Here is an 18190-nt window from a genome sequence, read left to right on the forward strand (position 1 = left end):
CGCGCTTTCGCTGCGGCTCCGCCTTTTCAGCTTAACCTTGCATGGGATCGTAACTCGCCGGTTCATTCTACAAAAGGCACGCTGTCACCCATTAACGGGCTCCAACTACTTGTAGGCACACGGTTTCAAGATCTATTTCACTCCCCTTCCGGGGTGCTTTTCACCTTTCCCTCACGGTACTGGTTCACTATCGGTCACTAGGTAGTATTTAGCCTTGGGAGATGGTCCTCCCAGTTTCCAACGGGGTTTCACGTGTCCCGCCGTACTCAGGATACACTCCGGAGGAGTCTGCATTTCGACTACAGGGCTTTTACCTTGTCTCGCGGACCTTTCCAGGTCGCTTCATCTACACAGACTCTTTGTAACTCCATATGGAATGTCCTACAACCCCAAGAGGCAAGCCTCTTGGTTTGGGCTGTTTCCGTTTCGCTCGCCGCTACTCAGGAAATCGCATTTGCTTTCTCTTCCTCTGGGTACTAAGATGTTTCAGTTCCCCAGGTCTGCCTTCTCACACTCTATGTATTCAAGTGTGGATCTTATCCCATTACGGATAAGGGGTTCCCCCATTCGGAAATCTCCGGATCAAAGCTTACTTACAGCTCCCCGAAGCATATCGGTGTTCGTCCCGTCCTTCTTCGGCTCCTAGTGCCAAGGCATTCACCGTGCGCCCTTTCTAACTTAACCATTTTTTGCGTTTGACTGCACATGACCTTTGAATGTCTTTGTCAGCTGCACTCTTCATCATCCTCACGTACCTAAGTACGTTCCGGTGACTCATCGCTTGCTTCCGCGAACTTCCAGGTCCTGCTTGCCAATACCTCCGAAGAGGTTCACAATTGGTGGCGTCTTTCTTAGCCTACATCTAAGACACTCGGTTCACTTTCTTTGAACGTATTCAAAGGGTATAACCGGTGATTCTTTTCAGTCATTTCGTTATCCAGTTTTCAAAGGACAAAGGCTTCTTTCAAAGAAAAGAAGCTTTGAGAGACTAACCTCTCAAAACTAAACAAAAAGTCCAAGACAAAGTTCGATTCAATAAGTTGAGCTTAAATGCTCCTTAGAAAGGAGGTGATCCATCCCCACCTTCCGGTAGGGATACCTTGTTACGACTTCACCCCAATCATCTGTCCCACCTTCGGCGGCTGGCTCCAAAAAGGTTACCTCACCGACTTCGGGTGTTACAAACTCTCGTGGTGTGACGGGCGGTGTGTACAAGGCCCGGGAACGTATTCACCGCGGCATGCTGATCCGCGATTACTAGCAATTCCGGCTTCATGCAGGCGAGTTGCAGCCTGCAATCCGAACTGAGAATGGCTTTATGGGATTCGCTTGACCTCGCGGTCTTGCAGCCCTTTGTACCATCCATTGTAGCACGTGTGTAGCCCAGGTCATAAGGGGCATGATGATTTGACGTCATCCCCACCTTCCTCCGGTTTATCACCGGCAGTCACCTTAGAGTGCCCAACTGAATGCTGGCAACTAAGATCAAGGGTTGCGCTCGTTGCGGGACTTAACCCAACATCTCACGACACGAGCTGACGACAACCATGCACCACCTGTCACTCTGTCCCCCGAAGGGGAAATCCCAATCTCTTGGGTGGTCAGAGGATGTCAAGACCTGGTAAGGTTCTTCGCGTTGCTTCGAATTAAACCACATGCTCCACTGCTTGTGCGGGCCCCCGTCAATTCCTTTGAGTTTCAACCTTGCGGTCGTACTCCCCAGGCGGAGTGCTTAATGTGTTAACTTCGGCACTAAGGGCATCGAAACCCCTAACACCTAGCACTCATCGTTTACGGCGTGGACTACCAGGGTATCTAATCCTGTTTGCTCCCCACGCTTTCGCACCTCAGCGTCAGTTGTAGGCCAGAAAGTCGCCTTCGCCACTGGTGTTCCTCCACATATCTACGCATTTCACCGCTACACGTGGAATTCCACTTTCCTCTCCTACACTCAAGTCCCCCAGTTTCCAATGACCCTCCACGGTTGAGCCGTGGGCTTTCACATCAGACTTAAGAGACCGCCTGCGCGCGCTTTACGCCCAATAATTCCGGACAACGCTTGCCCCCTACGTATTACCGCGGCTGCTGGCACGTAGTTAGCCGGGGCTTTCTCGTGAGGTACCGTCAAGGTGCCGCCCTATTCGAACGGCACTTGTTCTTCCCTCATAACAGAACTTTACGATCCGAAAACCTTCATCGTTCACGCGGCGTTGCACCGTCAGGCTTTCGCCCATTGCGGATGATTCCCTACTGCTGCCTCCCGTAGGAGTCTGGACCGTGTCTCAGTTCCAGTGTGGCCGATCACCCTCTCAGGTCGGCTACGCATCGTTGCCTTGGTAAGCCATTACCTTACCAACTAGCTAATGCGCCGCGGGCCCATCTCGTAGTGTGAGGATAAATCCCCACTTTTACAACAGAATCATGCGATTCCGTTGGTCATCCGGTATTAGCTCCGGTTTCCCGGAGTTATCCCAGTCTACAAGGCAGGTTGCCCACGTGTTACTCACCCGTCCGCCGCTCATTCCACAAGCGTCACCCCGAAGGGATCAGCTTGTTTCCTGCGCTCGACTTGCATGTATTAGGCACGCCGCCAGCGTTCGTCCTGAGCCAGGATCAAACTCTCCGATAAAGTATGATGACTTATCATCAAGCTTGATGTCCTAGACATCAAAACCAAACTTTCGTCTGGCGTTTGTCGAATGTTTCCATTCAACGATTTGTTTCATTTGACGGGATATTTAAAATATCCCACTTTGCTTGGCTTTTTGTTTAGTTTTCAAAGGTCATCTCCGAACTTAATCTATCATTCGGATTTTATGTTGTCGTTTTTGGCGACTCAATTAATATACCATCTTTCAACGTCACGGTCAACTACTTTTCAGAAAAAAGTTTATTTGCTTTTTCGTTAGAAAGTTTAATGTTTTGGCGACGGATAATAATATACCATGTTATTGATCTACAATGCAATACTTTATTCAAAAAATATTGTTGGAGAATATTTCCTTGATGAACTAACTCTGCTTTTAGGCAGACAGTCACTCTATAATACCTAGTTACAAACAAGTTTGCAAGAAGACATACAATAATCTTTTAAAAGTTTTACAACAAATGAATAGACCTATAGAATTGTATAGCCAAAATATTTATTTTACTTTCCATACTTATAATGAAATAAAGGAACCCGCTTATTATGAGTTCCTTGGCTTGAAGAGTAAAACCATTACCGAGTGTTATTCATATTAGTGGTATCTCTTCTTCAGAAGATCATGGATCTCCTTATCGATACAATCACTCCACACTCATTTTAGGTAAGCATTTAAAGGCAGCACATAGGCTAACTTTGGTGTTGCTCCTAGAATTGGTTGTTTCATTCATTACATTTAGTGCATTCATAGATGATTCTATAAAACCTTGCCGAAATGCTATTATAGGAACAAAAAACCCACACGAAGTATTTCTCGACGTGTGAGTTTAATAATAAGCGATTAGTTTTCTTGGTTTTCATCTCTCTGCCGCATTTGCGGGAAGAGTAATACATCGCGAATAGAAGCTGAGTTTGTCAAAAGCATGACAACTCGATCGATCCCTATTCCTAAACCTCCTGTAGGAGGCAAGCCATATTCTAAGGACTCTACAAAATCCTCATCCATCATATGTGCTTCATCGTCACCCTGCTCTCTTTCTACTAACTGCGCTTCAAAGCGTTGACGTTGATCAATAGGGTCATTTAACTCTGAGAAAGCATTGGCATGTTCTCGCCCAACGATAAATAATTCAAAGCGATCAGTAAACCGCGGATCGTCTTCATTTTTCTTAGCTAATGGAGAAATGTCTAAAGGATGGCCATATACAAAAGTTGGTTGAATCAATTTTTCTTCTACAAAGAACTCGAAAAATTCGTTAACCACATGTCCAAACTTCATCGTATCCTTAACTGGAACCTTATGTTCCTTTGCAAGTGAACGTGCATCTTCGTCAGACATTTGCTTCCAAAAGTCTACTCCTGTGTACTCTTTTATCGCATCTACCATATGAATTCTCTTCCACTTCGGCTGAAGATTAATCTCTTCCTCTCCATATTGAATAGTCGATGTTCCTAAAACATCTTGAGCAATATGAGCAATAAGGTTTTCTGTAAGTGACATGATATCCTCGTAATCCGCATAAGCTTCATATAATTCAATCATTGTAAACTCAGGGTTATGTCTTGTCGATACTCCTTCGTTACGAAAGACTCGTCCAATCTCATATACTTTTTCTAATCCACCTACGATAAGCCGCTTTAGATGAAGCTCAATTGCAATTCTCATGTATAGTGTCATATCAAGCGCATTATGGTGAGTGACGAACGGTCGTGCACTAGCCCCGCCAGGAATCGAATGCATCATTGGTGTTTCTACCTCTAAGTAACCGTGATCATCTAAGTATCGACGCATAGATTGTAATATTCTGCTTCTCAAAACGAAAGTATCCCTCACTTCGGGATTAACGATAAGATCCAAGTAACGCTGACGATAACGTTGCTCAACATCTTTAAGACCATGATATTTATCAGGGAGTGGTCGAAGAGACTTCGTTAACATCTGAAGATTCTGGGCTTTTACAGATAGTTCCCCTACCTTCGTCTTGAAAACAACTCCTGAAACACCTATTATGTCTCCGATATCCGCGCGTGTAAAAATATCGTATTGTTCTTCCCCTACTTCGTCCTTTCTAACATACAACTGAACCTGTCCGGAAAGATCTTGTATATGAGCAAAACCAGCTTTACCTTTTCCTCGTTTCGTCATCATTCTTCCAGCTACAGTTACAGGAACTTCCTTCTCCGCTAATTCTTCCTTATCAAACCCATCAAATGATGTCTTGATTGACTCTGCGTCATGCGACCGCTCAAAACGTGACCCAAACGGATCTATGCCGGCTTCAAGCATATTCTTTAATTTTTCTCGGCGTACCTGCAGTTGATCTGATCCTTCAATTTCTTGACTCAACTCTACCATCTCCTGTCATTCATTGTTCCCTATTTTTTTCACAGATATAACGTGCTCCATATCTTCTGACCGTTTCTCTATTAAGTGTACTTGTAATTCCTCTTTAAATAAAGAATAAACTGCCAGTGTGACACTGGCAGTTGGTTAATCTCAGGGGTATTATAGGCAAGTTCTAGCTCATTGTCAACTTATTGTGTTTGTAAGTTTATCGACTACTTTTGCCGCTTCAACTAATGTCTCTCGTGTCCCACCAAGATTTGTAAACTCAATGGTTTTTCCCGCTCATCAACAAAAAGCATTTTTAAGGAGTGTTCATTTTGGTGAAGAATGGCTTTACCACTTACCATTTCAGCACACACAAGGCCAACGCCGAAATCTTTGGCAATCAAGCGAAATGCCGAATTACAAACTCCGGTCATCGGAGCTAATACAACTGGGTTGTTCAAGGTGATATCCCCAATTCTCAACATATTACTCACCTCTTTTAATTAATGGATGTCAACTCTTCATATGTGACACCCAATGTTGTTACTACACTTAGTAATATATCGTCTTCAGGTTTTCTAGTTCCTCGCTCGATCTCTCCAAGAACTGATACAGATACACAAATTAGTTTAGCAAACTCTTCTTGAGTGTATCCTTTCAGTTTTCGAAATGCTCGGATTCGTCTCCCCCAAATGAGCTCTTCCATATCCTCACACCTTCTTTATCGGTTAATTGATGAAGATAGTAATCAATGGCTTGGCCGTCCTTAAACCGTAAGTCTGGAGCAATATCTTTTAATGGTATTAATACAAAACCCCGCTCAAATAAACGAGGATGTGGGATTTCTAGTTCTTCCAATACTATATTTTCTTCATTATACAATAAAATGTCAAGGTCTATTGTTCGTGGACCCCATTTTTCCGTTCGTTCTCTTCCACCGATATTTTCAATGCGTTGCGTCGTCTCTAGTAATTTCAAAGGGGTTAATGTTGTTTCAATCTGAATTACCATATTGAGAAAAGAAGATTGTGCCGTATTTCCAATTGGTTCTGTTTCATAAATAGGACTGACTTTTAGGACTTTAATCTCCGAATGTTGTTTTATTTCTTCGATGGCGGATCGCAAATGAGTTTCCCGGTTACCTTGATTTGACCCTAACGAAATGTAAGATAAATTCTCTGCCATACTTAGTCTTTCCCTCGTTCTCGACGGATTTCAACGGCTACCGAATCATAATGCCCGGGAATCGGCGGGTCAGGTTTAATTACCTTCACTACACATGCCTCAACAATTGAAAACTCTTCCAACAATCTATCGGATAACTGAGCTGTTAAGGTTTCAACAAGTTTAACGGGTTCGCCTTCAAGCACTTCCTTTGTCAATTCATACACTTTTGCATAATTAACGGTTTTCGATAAATCATCTGTTTCACCGGCGCCCCTTGTATCCAGTTCTAACGTGACATCGGCATAAAAACGTTGACCTAATTTATTTTCTTCCGGGAAAGCTCCATGATAGCCGTAGAACCGCATCCCTTGAACCAAAATCTTATCCATACAAAAACCCCCTAATTAACAGCCTTTGAAAGCGAGTGATCACCTTTACCAAGCATCGCATCCATCATCTTGGCCATTCTAGTCATCTCCAAAACATCGTGAACTCGGACAATGTCACAACCTTTTTCTATGCCAAGACAAACTGTAGCTCCTGTACCTTCCATTCTTTCATTGACAGGTACGTCTAAAGTTTTTGAAATAAGTGATTTACGCGAAGTTCCGAGCAAGACCGGATAACCCATTCTTGTGAATACTTCTAATTCCCGCATCACTTGCATGTTATCTTGATATGTTTTCGCAAAACCAATGCCTGGGTCTAAGATAATTTGTTCTCTCCTTACACCAGCTTGAAGACAAATCTCAATACTCTCTTTCAGATCAGACTGCATGTCTTCTATCAGATTTTTATAATCCGCTTTTTCACGATTATGCATCACAATAATCGGCACGCCATAGGTTGCAGCTACTGAAGCCATTCTCTGGTCCTTTTTACAACCCCATACGTCATTTATCATATTGGCTCCTGCTTGAATTGCCTTTTCAGCAACCACTGCTTTGTACGTATCGATGGATATTGGTACATTTACCGCTTCTCTCACCGCTTTTATAACTGGGATTACCCGTTTTAGCTCTTCTTCAGCATCCACTAACGTTGCTCCCGGACGGGTCGATTCTCCGCCGATATCAATGATAGTCGCTCCTTGCGAGACCATTTCCTTTGCACGTATTACCGCTGCATCCATTTCGTTGAAGTTCCCTCCATCAGAAAACGAGTCAGGCGTTGTATTCAAAATTCCCATAATCGCTGTTTTTTCGGAAAAATCCAAACTGAATCTATTCCACGTTAAGGTTGTTGTTTTCCTCATAGTAGATCTCCTTTTCGCTAGAATGCTGCACTAATGGTGGCGTTCCATCGTCCTTTAAATGGCTTAAAGATCCGCTTTACTCCAAAGACTAGTCACATAGCGTTCATACTGATTCTGCATTTGTTGAAAAAATACGCCTTTCACACCCGGAAAAACTGTGTCATTCCATTTGTCGATAGCCACAATCTCCTGAACAGAGTTCGTGACCATTATTTCCTCCGCACACAATGCTGCTGCCTCCGAATACCGACCTTCCATTACAGAAAAACCAGCTCGATCAGCAAGACCCATTAGAAATTGTCTCGTTACACCATCGAGACAACTACAAGTTAAATCGGGCGTGTACAACGTCTTATCTTTATACCAAAACAAATTGGACACTACACCTTCCGACAAAAAACCATCCTCTGTTAGAAAGATCCCTTCAGCATCTGCACTATCTCCTAGCTCACGTTTACCTAAAATGTTATTTAAATAGTGATGAGACTTTAAACGTTTTGACCCCTCTGCGGAATTTCTTCTTAAAGTCAGCGTTTGCGCCTTTTTACCAAACTTCTTTTTGCTTGGCAATGGTTTCACGTAGACTATCGTTCGCGGTTTTTCATACTCTTCTGTCGATAAACCTATCCCTCGTTCGCCTGCGGAAACGTTCCAACGAAAGTAGCCGTCAGTTAATTCATTTAGCCGCAATAGCTCTTCGATGACTTTGGTAATAGTCTCTCGATCATAAGTGTCCAGTTTTAAATTCATCTCTTTTGCGGAATCATGAAGTCTTTTCATATGATCATCTAGGAGAAAAGGATGGCCCTCATATGTCCGAAAAGTCTCAAACAAACCTAGTCCATATAAAAACCCGTGATCAAAAGGAGAAACTTGAACCTCTTCAGCAGGTAAAAATTCACCGTCTACAAAGAGGTACATTCCGGTTTATACCCCTTATGAGACTCCAGGAAGTTACGCAAAAGTCGTTTTCCTACATCGGTCATAATTGATTCCGGGTGAAATTGGACTCCTTCTACCGGTAAATCCTTGTGACGAATTCCCATGATCTCTCCCACATCCGTTTCAGCAGTGACCTCAAAACAACCCGGTAACGTTTCCCGTTTAACAATCAGGGAGTGGTATCTTGTTGCAACGAACGGATTTGGTAAATCTCGAAATACACCCTTCCCATCATGTTTTACCTCGGATGTTTTTCCGTGCATTAACCGTTCTGCTCTTACCACATCTCCACCAAAAACCTGCGCCATCGACTGATGCCCTAAACAAACGCCGAAAATAGGTATTTTCCCGGCAAATTTCTCAATCGCTTCCATGCTTATACCGGCTTCATTTGGCGAGCAAGGCCCTGGTGATATCATCAAATAATCGGGAGCAAGCTTTTCAATCTCTTCTAATGTTATCTGATCATTTCGCTTAACTACTAGTTCCTGACCCATTTCACCTAAATATTGTACCAGGTTATACGTAAAAGAATCGTAATTATCAATCATTAAAATCATCTTAAATCCTCCTCAGCTATGCTTTGCTTGTTAACTCTTCTTCACTCAATTCTTTTGCTTTCCATAATGCCTTTGCTTTTTTGAATGACTCTTTATACTCCGCAGCGGGATCCGAATCAATTACAATTCCTGCACCTGCCTGTACGTAACCGACACCATCTTTTGCGACCATGGTTCGAATGGTAATATTTAATTCCATATCTCCGGTGAAGCTAATCCACCCAAGTGATCCGGTGTATGCACCACGTCTAACAGGTTCCAGCTCTTCAATTATTTCCATCGTTCGTATTTTGGGCGCACCGGTAATGGTACCTCCAGGAAATGTTGCAGCAATAACATCAAAGACGTCTAATCCCTCGACTTTTTTCCCTTTGACATTAGATACAATATGCATCACGTGAGAGTATTTTTCAATGACCATTAACTCGTCTACCTCAATAGAACCATACCGGCAGACTCGCCCTAAATCGTTCCGTTCCAAATCAACAAGCATAATATGTTCGGCACGTTCTTTTTCATTGTTTATCAAGGTATCTACTAGTAGTTGATCTTCTTCTTCTGTTTTCCCGCGTGACCTTGTTCCTGCAATAGGTCGTGTACTAACCTCGTCTCCTTTGACTTTGACAAGTAATTCAGGAGATGCACTCGCATACTGCAAATCCGGAGCATGCAAATAACCCATATATGGCGAGGGATTAATCCGACGAAGACACTCATAGATATGAAGAGGGTTTGTCTTAAGTTTTCGTGATTCCCGAACGGAAAGGTTCACTTGAAATACATCTCCGTTCGAAATGTAATTTTTAGTTTTCTCAACTGCATCCTTGAATTCTTCTATTGGAATCGATCGTTGAATGTCGTCTTTTAATAGTAATGTTTCCTTTGAACTCTCAGGATAGTCGTATTTTGAAGTCAATAAATTACTTTCTTTCCCCGCTTTATGCCATCTTGTCTTCAATGCCTCTATTCTCTGTTGAACCGCTTCCTCACCACCCTCAGAAATCACAATAAACCATATGCAATCCTGAAGGTGGTCAATCACAATGACTTCGTCAAATGCCATTAAAAATAGATCATCTGTTTCCAAGTCATCTTTTGCTTTATGTGGCAGAACTTCAATTTCCCGAATAAGATCATAGCTAAATTGGCCAATTAAACCTCCTTGAAAATCAGGAAGTTCTCGGTTTGTCTTTATAGTAAAGGACGTATACCAAGTTCTTAATGATTCTAGCAGAGGTCCATCGTAATTTGTTACCTCCCCATTTGACTGAATGGAAAGTCGTTTGTCTTTCCCTCTGATGATTGCCCATGGAGTTAGTCCAATAATCGAATACTTACCTCCTCGACCACTTTCTAATAACACATGGTGCTTTTCTTCTTTAGACAGATGGACGTAGGTATCAAACCAGTCACTTTCCTGACTCAATAAACTATCCATTTCGCCTGTCACTACCCGGTTTATATTAGTCATGGCCTGTCCACCTCACGCTGCCTGAATCTTAATTATTTTCTTTCACTCATTATACGGTGGATACGTACGAGGTGCAATCTATATGAAAGGAAATACTTTAATGGAATGGTTAATTAGCTGTTTGATTACAGTGAATAGAAGTCTGCCTAGAGCGAATTTGAGCACCTTCGTTTGTAAAATAACTATCGTTTTAAACACCCTCGAAAAAAAGAGCCGACAGAATGTCGACTCTTTACATACAATTTATTCTTCTTCGAATTGATACAACGGTGTGCTTAAATATCTTTCCCCATTACTTGGGATAATCGCAACAACTTTTTTACCTTTTCCTAAACGTTTCGCAACTTCCAATGCAGCATAAATCGCTGCTCCAGAAGAAATACCGCCTAGAATACCTTCTTCTTTTGCTGCACGACGAGCATATTCAAAAGATTGTTCTGTCGTTACTTTCATAACCTCATCATAAATTTCTGTATTTAAGATACCAGGGATGAACCCTGCCCCAATACCTTGAATTTTGTGTGGTCCTGGATCTCCACCGGATAAGATAGGAGAATCTTCCGGCTCTAGTGCAACCACGTGAAGGTTAGGGAATTTCTTTTTCAAGACTTCCCCAGCACCAGTAATCGTTCCGCCAGTACCAATCCCTGAAACAAATGCATCCAGTTGATCGCCAACTTGATCTACTAATTCTCTTCCTGTTGTTTCACGGTGTACTTTTGAATTCGCCTCGTTTTCAAACTGTTGAGGCATGAAATATCCGTGTTCTTTTTGTAACTCACTAGCTTTCGCGATCGCACCTTTCATACCCTTTGGTCCAGGAGTTAGAACGATTTCAGCACCGTATGCACGAAGTAAATTACGACGTTCCATACTCATTGTCTCAGGCATTACCAATACTGCTCTGTAACCTTTAGCGGCAGCAACCATTGCAAGCCCAATACCGGTGTTCCCACTTGTTGGTTCTACAATCGTATCTCCTGCTTTGAGCTTTCCTGATTCCTCTGCATCCTCAATCATTGCTAATGCGATACGATCCTTTACACTGCTTCCAGGATTCATATACTCAAGCTTTAGATAGATATCTGCATGGTCCTCTGTCACTAATCGTTGAAGTTTAACTAATGGTGTGTCCCCAATTAAATCTAAAATAGAATTTACAACTTTTGCCATTTGTCTTTCTCCTCCTTTAAAACCAAGTACTTTGATTGGTTTAATTATATTCATCCTAGCAAATCCTTTTCCTTCCGTCAAGAATTTACTAAGTCTTATTTTTCCAATAACATCTCTTGAAGTTCTTTCTTGGAGAAATGATATTGTTCATTACAAAAGTGACAAGTAGTTTCAGCAACGCCGTCTTCCTCAATCATTGCCCGAATATCATCTTCCCCCAAACCGATAATAGCGTTCCCGATTCTTTCTTTTGAACAATTACATTCAAACGCAACATCCATCGATTCTAAAATCTTGTGATTTGCTTCGCCGACCAATTTCTCTATAATTTGCTCAGGGGTGAGCCCCTCGTGAATAAGTTGAGAAATAGGAGGAATCTCTTTTAACCGTTCTTCAATCTCATCAATTGTTGTATCTGTTGCACCAGGCATCATTTGCAAGATGAAGCCTCCTGCGCCAAATACGTCATCATCTTTTCCAATGACAACACCTAAACCTACGGAAGATGGTGTCTGTTCTGATGAAGCAAAGTAGTATGTGAAATCTTCGCCTAATTCGCCCGATACGAGCGGTACACTACCAGTAAAGTAATCCCTCATTCCAAGGTCCTTCACTACTGATAATGTTCCTACTTCCCCAACTACGCCGGAAACGTTTAGCTTTCCGCTTTCTTTCCGTTCTGGGTCTAATTTAGCCTGATTTACATAACCACGGGCCTTTCCTTTGGCATTGGCGTCCACAATAATTGGACTAGCCTCCCCATTTCCTTCAATTTTTACGGTTAGCTTTTCATCACCTTTCAACATTGCGCCCATCATCGTACCTGCCGTTAATGCTCGACCAAGCGCTGCCGTAACTGTTCTCCATGTTCCCTGTCTTCTTGCAGCTTCTCTTACCATCTCAGTTGTTCGAATAGCATACACCCTTACTGTACCGTTATACGCTAATGCCTTCACTAAATAATCCTTCATTCTAGTTCCTTCTCCCTTCACCTATTAAGCGTGATTTCTCTCATAAATTACTTGAAGACCTTTCAATGTCAGCTTATTATCAATTTCATCGATCATAGCTGTTTCTTCTTTTATTATAGAGGCCAGTTCCCCTGTTGCGATTACTTTAGGGTTTACATTTGCTTCCTTCTTCATTCGTTTAACTATACCTTCGACCTGACCCACTACACTGTATAAAAAACCTGACTGCATCGCTTGAATTGTATTTTTGCCAATAACACTTTTTGTTTTTACTGTTTCAATTTTGGGAAGCTTTGACGCTCGTTCATATAAAGCATCCATCGATATATTCATACCTGGAGCGATTGCTCCTCCTACATACTGTTTCCGTTCATTGATATAGCAAAACGTCGTAGCTGTCCCGAAGTCGACGATTATGAGGGGCCCTCCATAGAGAGTTATGCCCCCTACAGCATTGACGATACGGTCTGAACCAACTTCACGCGGGTTTTCATAAAGGATATTAATACCTGTTTTAATACCGGGTCCCATAGTCATTGGCTCGATATGAAGATATTTTTGACACATTCTTTTCATTTTTTGATCCATCGTTGGTACCACTGAGCACATAATAACCCCTTCAAACTCTTTCCAGTCCAATCCCTCAAACTGAAAAAGTGTCCGAAAAGTCATGCCGTAGTCATCTTCTGTTTTTCTGGAATCTGTCTCAATGGTCCAATCATATTTGAGACCTTCCCTGTCAAAGACTCCTATCGCAATTTTCGAGTTCCCTACTTCTATCACGAGGTTCAAAACCTCCACCTCTTCTCCGTTTCTTTATGTATGACGGTCTTTGCTAATGAAAGAGGTTGTGTTAAAAAGCCTCCTTTGACTTTTAACACAACCAATACATAAGAAAAACGCCTAGTGTCTTTTATTAAATACAGCGTGATCTTTAAAGCCACCCCCGAGTAGCATCTACGTATTGCGTGGTGTAGGTGCTACTCGAAAGGAAGCGAACTTCCCTTAATACGTGTGGCGTAAAGATAGCTGTCACTTATACGTTCTTGCAAAAAAAGAGGGTGACTCAAAAGGTCGTTTATGACCTTTTGAGGCATCCCTGTCTTTCACAATTATTTATCTTTATCTTCTTTAGAGTTTTCATCCGATTCAGATGTCTCATTCTCTTCAGAACTTGAACCTATGAAATCCTCCATTGCGTCTTTTTCTTCTTCCTTGCCTTGAATGTTCACTTTCAAATCATCTTCACCATTCAATTTTTTCGTTAAATGATGATCATCCGGAAGTTTACCATCCTCAATAATTGATTTAATTTGCTCTGCATCTAACGTTTCATGCTCCAATAGCATTTTCGCAACGAGCTCAAGGCTAGCTTTGTTTTCCGTTAGGATTTGACGGCAACGTTCATAAGATTCTTTCAGGATACGTTGTACCTCTTGATCAATCTCAAATGATATTGCTTCACTGTAATTTTGCTCACTGTTTATGTCTCGTCCCAGGAAGACTTCACCTTGTGAGTTCCCGAACTGTATCGGACCGAGTTTCTCACTCATTCCGTATTCCATAACCATCTTACGAGCAATTCCAGTTGCTCTTTGGAAATCATTGTGTGCGCCTGTGCTTACTTCGTTATAAATAACTTCCTCAGCTACACGTCCACCTAATAGACCAACAATTTTATCTAATAATTCTGGTTTAGTCATGAAATAACGATCTTCTTTAGGAAGCATCATCGCATATCCACCAGCTTGACCTCTTGGTACAATCGTTACCTTGTGTACTAAGTCTGCTCCATCTAACTTCACGCCTACCACTGTATGACCAGCTTCGTGATGAGCTACAATGCCTCTTTCCTTCTCAGAAATCACACGTGATTTTTTCGATGGACCAGCAATCGTGCGGTCAATGGCTTCTTCAATAGATTCCATATTAATTTTTTTCAAGTCAGTACGTGCAGCTACGAGAGCAGCTTCGTTAAGAAGATTTTCTAGATCTGCCCCTGAAAAACCTGGTGTACGCTGTGCTATAGCCTTTAAATTCACATCGTCTCCTAGAGGTTTTCCTTTTGCATGCACTTCAAGGACTGCTTCACGGCCTTTTACGTCCGGTCGACCAACCATAATTTGACGGTCAAAACGTCCAGGACGAAGTAAAGCAGGGTCAAGAATATCAGCACGGTTTGTTGCAGCGATGAGGATAATTCCCTCATTAACTCCAAAACCATCCATCTCTACAAGCAATTGGTTCAATGTTTGCTCCCGCTCATCATGTCCCCCGCCTAAGCCGGCTCCACGACGACGACCAACTGCATCAATTTCATCAATAAAGATTATACATGGTGCATTTTTCTTCGCGTTCTCAAATAAGTCTCGTACACGAGATGCACCGACACCTACGAACATCTCTACAAAGTCTGAACCACTAATAGAGAAGAACGGAACACCTGCTTCACCGGCTACTGCTCGTGCAATCAATGTCTTACCGGTACCTGGTGGTCCAACTAGGAGAACCCCTTTTGGAATTCGAGCCCCAATCTCAGCAAACTTGCTAGGTTCTTTTAAGAACTCTACTACTTCCACTAATTCTTGTTTCTCTTCGTCAGCCCCGGCTACATCTTTAAAGCGAGCCTTTTTCTTATCCTCACTTACAAGTTTCGCCTTGCTCTTTCCGAAGTTCATGACACCTTTTCCGCCACCGCCTTGAGCTTGACTCAAGAGGAAGAAGAATAATATGAAGATAATCACAAATGGAATGATTGCAGTGAAAAAGTTCACCCATCCACTTGGTTCATCTGCAGGTTCTATCACTAATTCGTTTACACCTTCACCGCCTGTAGCGTCTAATACTTCTACAAGAAAAGCTTCAAGGTTTGGTACATTTACGGTGAAAAATTCGTCTTCCGCAGCACCCTTTAACTGCCCACGCACTGCATACACGTCTAACTCTGGTTGAATCGATAATGAATCAATGTTATCGTTTTCTAATTCCTGTTGGAATTCATTGAATGTAAATTCACTCGTTTCATCAGGATCCGCTTGGAACACGCTCACAATCCCGACAATAACTAAGAATATTAGTAAATAAAATATCGTATTACGAAATATTCGATTCATCCTGAACCTCCTCCCACGTCAAAATACACTTAGATTATAGTATCACAAAATTGTTTCAAATCACAATAAATTAGCTCTGATAAATCTCAGGCTTTAAAACCCCGATATACGGGAGATTTCTGTAACGCTCAATGTAATCTAAACCGTAACCTACAACAAACTTATCCGGAACAATGAATCCTGTTAAATCAGGCGTTATATCCACGGAGCGTCCATCGGGTTTATCCAGGAGCGTAACAACTTTAACTGACTTTGCTTTCCGGTAATGAAAGAGTTTGACTATGTAGCTTAAAGTCAATCCACTATCTATAATATCCTCTAGAATTAAGACATCTCTTCCTTCTACAGAAGTGTTTAAATCTTTCACGATTTTTACTTCCCCTGATGATTTCAACGCCTCTCCATAACTGGATACATCCATCAAATCATACTCAATATGTGTATTAATTTTTTGGATAAGGTCGCCCATAAATGGTAGTGACCCTTTAAGAATACCTACTACTAATGGGAATCTTCCTTCATATTCTTCTGTTAACTTAGCACCTAATTCAGTTATTTTTTCCTGAATTTCTGCTTCAGTAATCAAAATTTCCTGCATATCTTCTCTCATTATTGTCTCTGACCCTCCTAAAAATATAAAGCTTTCGTGTTTTTGACATTATTTAACCAAGTAAGACTTGCCTTATGATATACATTCTAACTCATTCCCTGATTATGTATAAAAAGTAAAAGCTATCTGAAGAATATTCACGGAATTTTTATCAATCAGTGCCTCAGATGATCGTCTCAAAAATGGGACCCATAATATTGTACCATGACTATCCGTGATGATGGGCCATAACTCACGATCTCTTCTCGGAATTTTGTGGTCGATAAATAAATCCTTGAGTTTTTTCGTACCTTCACTTCCAATAATACTTATCCGATCTCCATTTTCACGAGACCGCACAAAAAGTGGCAGTTGTACTTTGTCACAATCCAAGACCATCGAAGATCTCGTCTCGTTATCTGATTTCATGCCATCTTCAGGGTTAGAGAACATTTCTAGTCTTCCTAAAGGAAGATCAAAAACACCTCTTTCTGTTAAAGGTTGTTTGGTAATTGTTGTTTCTTCAGGTTTTGCCCCTTCTTCCGAGAAGGAAAAATCAACTAGCTTGTATGATTTTTCAACTTGCAGAAAACCTGGTAAAGAGAGAGACGCTGCTGGATCATTACTTTCTAACAGTTTCTGCACTGCTTTAATGTGATGACGGTCAAACGATGAGTCCTTGCTTACTGTCATATAATTTAATATTAGATGAATGACTCTTCTTTGTAAAGCAATCGGGATGCTAAGTAAGTCATCCTTGTTTATAGTTAGTCTGTATATCGCTTTATGAAGTGTTATTTTATGGAGTCTTTTTTCCGCTTCTCCTTGAAGCCATTCCTCTTCTTCCGTTAAGACTTCCGATTGCCATTGGAATACCTCATGCGCTTTCGAGTTCTCTTCTTTAATAAAAGGAAGAAGATGATGTCTGATCCTATTTCGCTGATAATCATCCTTTTCATTGGAAAGATCCAATCTGTAAGGGATGTTTTTCTTCGCGCAATAATCTAGGATCGCATTTTTATCGACGCAAAGAAAAGGCCGAATAATTTCCCCTCGTGAAAAATTTCTTTTTACAGGCATGCCTTTTCTACCGGAAAGGCTTCCTCGTATTTGGCGCATAAGCATTGTTTCTATTTGGTCGTCCCCATGATGACCAAAAACTAATTTATCAGCATTGAGGTCTTGCATTAGCAAGGCAAACCAATCATAACGGCATGCTCGGGCTGCTTGTTGAATGGAGGACCTGTCTTGTTGTTTTCTAGCAAGTACATCCGGTTCATGCAGAAAAAAAGGAAGATTTCTAGCTTCGCAAAAATCACGGACAAAGTCTGCATCTTTTTTAGAGGCCTCTCCTCTCAAGCCGTGCTCCACATGTGCAATGCTCAACACAAGCTCTAATTCCACCTGTTTTCCGATTAAAAAATCAAGAAGTGCCATACTGTCCGGGCCGCCAGAAACGGCTATAAGAAGATGATCACCTGTTTTAATCAGCTCATGTCGGGAAATAAATAACTCAATGGTTGGATTCATAACGATGCCCTATACCTTTCCCAAAAGAAAATATAGAAAGTGCAAACACGAGCCCTGCTGCAATTCCCCCGGCTTGAAGCATGGTTTCCACGCCATTTTCTAACCCTTGGAGATAGTCTCCTTCCACGAAGGCAAGCATTGTAAAATAAGCTCTACTACCTGGAACTAAAGGTAAAATTCCGGGAATTGACAGAGTTGTTACAGGGATTCGGATCTTTCTAGCAAGTAGATGAGCAATCGTAGCAGCAGTAAGTGAAGCTGTCACTGTAGCAAAAACTGATGATGCTCCTAATGACAATGTGGTCTGTAAAACAAACCACGTGACAACTCCTATACCTCCTCCCAAAAGAAGCGCCCTTTTCGGGACACTGAAAATAATACCAAAGGCTACAATTGCAAAAAAAGTAATGACTAATTCTATAATGAGTCCCAAGTTTATCGCC

At 41.8% G+C, this 18190-nt stretch carries 15 protein-coding genes, 1 rRNA gene, 1 pseudogene and 1 other annotated feature (1 of these 18 cut by a window edge); all 17 genes and pseudogenes read right to left on the minus strand.

Going from position 1 to position 18190, the window contains the following annotated elements:
• Positions 1 to 684, minus strand: a sequence feature (23S ribosomal RNA rRNA prediction is too short); it reaches 746 nt to the left of the window's first position.
• A gap of 377 nt (positions 685 to 1061) precedes the next feature.
• Positions 1062 to 2629 (minus strand): 16S ribosomal RNA (locus CEF18_RS18565).
• Between the two features lie 856 nt (positions 2630 to 3485).
• A complete protein-coding gene (gene lysS / locus CEF18_RS18570) occupies positions 3486 to 4991 on the minus strand; it encodes a lysine--tRNA ligase (protein ID WP_110938019.1) in 1506 nt (501 codons plus the stop codon).
• Between the two features lie 195 nt (positions 4992 to 5186).
• A pseudogene (locus tag CEF18_RS18575) lies at positions 5187 to 5461 on the minus strand (tRNA-dihydrouridine synthase); the annotation flags it as partial.
• A 14-nt stretch (positions 5462 to 5475) separates the two neighbouring features.
• Positions 5476 to 5682, minus strand: coding sequence for a helix-turn-helix domain-containing protein (locus tag CEF18_RS18580; RefSeq protein ID WP_110938020.1), 207 nt, complete (start codon positions 5680 to 5682; stop codon positions 5476 to 5478).
• On the minus strand, positions 5634 to 6161 hold the full coding sequence (gene folK, locus CEF18_RS18585; protein ID WP_110938021.1) for a 2-amino-4-hydroxy-6-hydroxymethyldihydropteridine diphosphokinase: 528 nt from the start codon (positions 6159 to 6161) through the stop codon (positions 5634 to 5636). Before folK ends, CEF18_RS18580 begins: the two co-directional genes overlap by 49 nt.
• Before the next feature lie 2 nt (positions 6162 to 6163).
• Positions 6164 to 6532, minus strand: coding sequence for a dihydroneopterin aldolase (folB, locus tag CEF18_RS18590; protein WP_110938022.1), 369 nt, complete (start codon positions 6530 to 6532; stop codon positions 6164 to 6166).
• 11 nt (positions 6533 to 6543) lie between these two features.
• Positions 6544 to 7398 carry a dihydropteroate synthase gene (gene folP / locus CEF18_RS18595; protein WP_110938023.1) on the minus strand — a complete coding sequence of 285 codons (855 nt, stop codon included), beginning with the start codon at positions 7396 to 7398 and terminating at the stop codon, positions 6544 to 6546.
• A gap of 63 nt (positions 7399 to 7461) precedes the next feature.
• Positions 7462 to 8319: an aminodeoxychorismate lyase gene (gene pabC / locus CEF18_RS18600; protein ID WP_110938024.1), complete on the minus strand. Its 858-nt coding sequence runs from the start codon at positions 8317 to 8319 to the stop codon at positions 7462 to 7464.
• Positions 8304 to 8900, minus strand: coding sequence for an aminodeoxychorismate/anthranilate synthase component II (pabA, locus tag CEF18_RS18605; protein WP_110938025.1), 597 nt, complete (start codon positions 8898 to 8900; stop codon positions 8304 to 8306). Before pabA ends, pabC begins: the two co-directional genes overlap by 16 nt.
• A gap of 16 nt (positions 8901 to 8916) precedes the next feature.
• Positions 8917 to 10371 (minus strand): anthranilate synthase component I family protein, encoded by a 1455-nt coding sequence (locus CEF18_RS18610; RefSeq protein WP_223292401.1) that lies wholly within the window; start codon positions 10369 to 10371, stop codon positions 8917 to 8919.
• A 243-nt stretch (positions 10372 to 10614) separates the two neighbouring features.
• A complete protein-coding gene (gene cysK, locus CEF18_RS18615; protein ID WP_110938803.1) occupies positions 10615 to 11544 on the minus strand; it encodes a cysteine synthase A in 930 nt (309 codons plus the stop codon).
• 95 nt (positions 11545 to 11639) lie between these two features.
• Complete coding sequence (hslO, locus tag CEF18_RS18620) at positions 11640 to 12515, minus strand: Hsp33 family molecular chaperone HslO (RefSeq protein WP_110938026.1); 876 nt, start codon at positions 12513 to 12515, stop codon at positions 11640 to 11642.
• Positions 12516 to 12539: 24 nt separating this feature from the next.
• The gene (locus tag CEF18_RS18625; protein WP_110938027.1) at positions 12540 to 13307 is read right to left on the minus strand and encodes a type III pantothenate kinase; all 768 of its coding nucleotides are present in this window, start codon (positions 13305 to 13307) and stop codon (positions 12540 to 12542) included.
• A 320-nt stretch (positions 13308 to 13627) separates the two neighbouring features.
• The gene (gene ftsH, locus CEF18_RS18630; protein ID WP_110938028.1) at positions 13628 to 15628 is read right to left on the minus strand and encodes an ATP-dependent zinc metalloprotease FtsH; all 2001 of its coding nucleotides are present in this window, start codon (positions 15626 to 15628) and stop codon (positions 13628 to 13630) included.
• Positions 15629 to 15698: 70 nt separating this feature from the next.
• Positions 15699 to 16238 carry a hypoxanthine phosphoribosyltransferase gene (hpt, locus tag CEF18_RS18635; RefSeq protein WP_110938029.1) on the minus strand — a complete coding sequence of 180 codons (540 nt, stop codon included), beginning with the start codon at positions 16236 to 16238 and terminating at the stop codon, positions 15699 to 15701.
• Between the two features lie 102 nt (positions 16239 to 16340).
• Entirely contained in the window at positions 16341 to 17747 is a 1407-nt protein-coding gene (gene tilS / locus CEF18_RS18640; protein WP_110938030.1) for a tRNA lysidine(34) synthetase TilS, read from the minus strand.
• Positions 17731 to 18180: a threonine/serine exporter family protein gene (locus tag CEF18_RS18645; RefSeq protein WP_110938031.1), complete on the minus strand. Its 450-nt coding sequence runs from the start codon at positions 18178 to 18180 to the stop codon at positions 17731 to 17733. Before CEF18_RS18645 ends, tilS begins: the two co-directional genes overlap by 17 nt.
• Positions 18181 to 18190: the final 10 nt, after the last annotated feature.

It is taken from the genome of Salipaludibacillus neizhouensis (assembly GCF_002886185.1).
GTDB classification, from domain to species: domain Bacteria; phylum Bacillota; class Bacilli; order Bacillales; family Salisediminibacteriaceae; genus Salipaludibacillus; species Salipaludibacillus neizhouensis.

Bases quoted from the DNA above. Each gene is read 5' to 3' on its own strand.
- CEF18_RS18580 (WP_110938020.1), bottom strand. From the start codon at position 5,682: ATGGAAGAGCTCATTTGGGGGAGACGAATCCGAGCATTTCGAAAACTG.
- folK (WP_110938021.1), bottom strand. From the start codon at position 6,161: ATGGCAGAGAATTTATCTTACATTTCGTTAGGGTCAAATCAAGGTAAC.
- folB (WP_110938022.1), bottom strand. From the start codon at position 6,532: ATGGATAAGATTTTGGTTCAAGGGATGCGGTTCTACGGCTATCATGGA.
- folP (WP_110938023.1), bottom strand. From the start codon at position 7,398: ATGAGGAAAACAACAACCTTAACGTGGAATAGATTCAGTTTGGATTTT.
- pabC (WP_110938024.1), bottom strand. From the start codon at position 8,319: ATGTACCTCTTTGTAGACGGTGAATTTTTACCTGCTGAAGAGGTTCAA.
- pabA (WP_110938025.1), bottom strand. From the start codon at position 8,900: ATGATTTTAATGATTGATAATTACGATTCTTTTACGTATAACCTGGTA.
- CEF18_RS18610 (WP_223292401.1), bottom strand. From the start codon at position 10,371: ATGACTAATATAAACCGGGTAGTGACAGGCGAAATGGATAGTTTATTG.
- cysK (WP_110938803.1), bottom strand. From the start codon at position 11,544: ATGGCAAAAGTTGTAAATTCTATTTTAGATTTAATTGGGGACACACCA.
- hslO (WP_110938026.1), bottom strand. From the start codon at position 12,515: ATGAAGGATTATTTAGTGAAGGCATTAGCGTATAACGGTACAGTAAGG.
- ftsH (WP_110938028.1), bottom strand. From the start codon at position 15,628: ATGAATCGAATATTTCGTAATACGATATTTTATTTACTAATATTCTTA.
- hpt (WP_110938029.1), bottom strand. From the start codon at position 16,238: ATGAGAGAAGATATGCAGGAAATTTTGATTACTGAAGCAGAAATTCAG.
- tilS (WP_110938030.1), bottom strand. From the start codon at position 17,747: ATGAATCCAACCATTGAGTTATTTATTTCCCGACATGAGCTGATTAAA.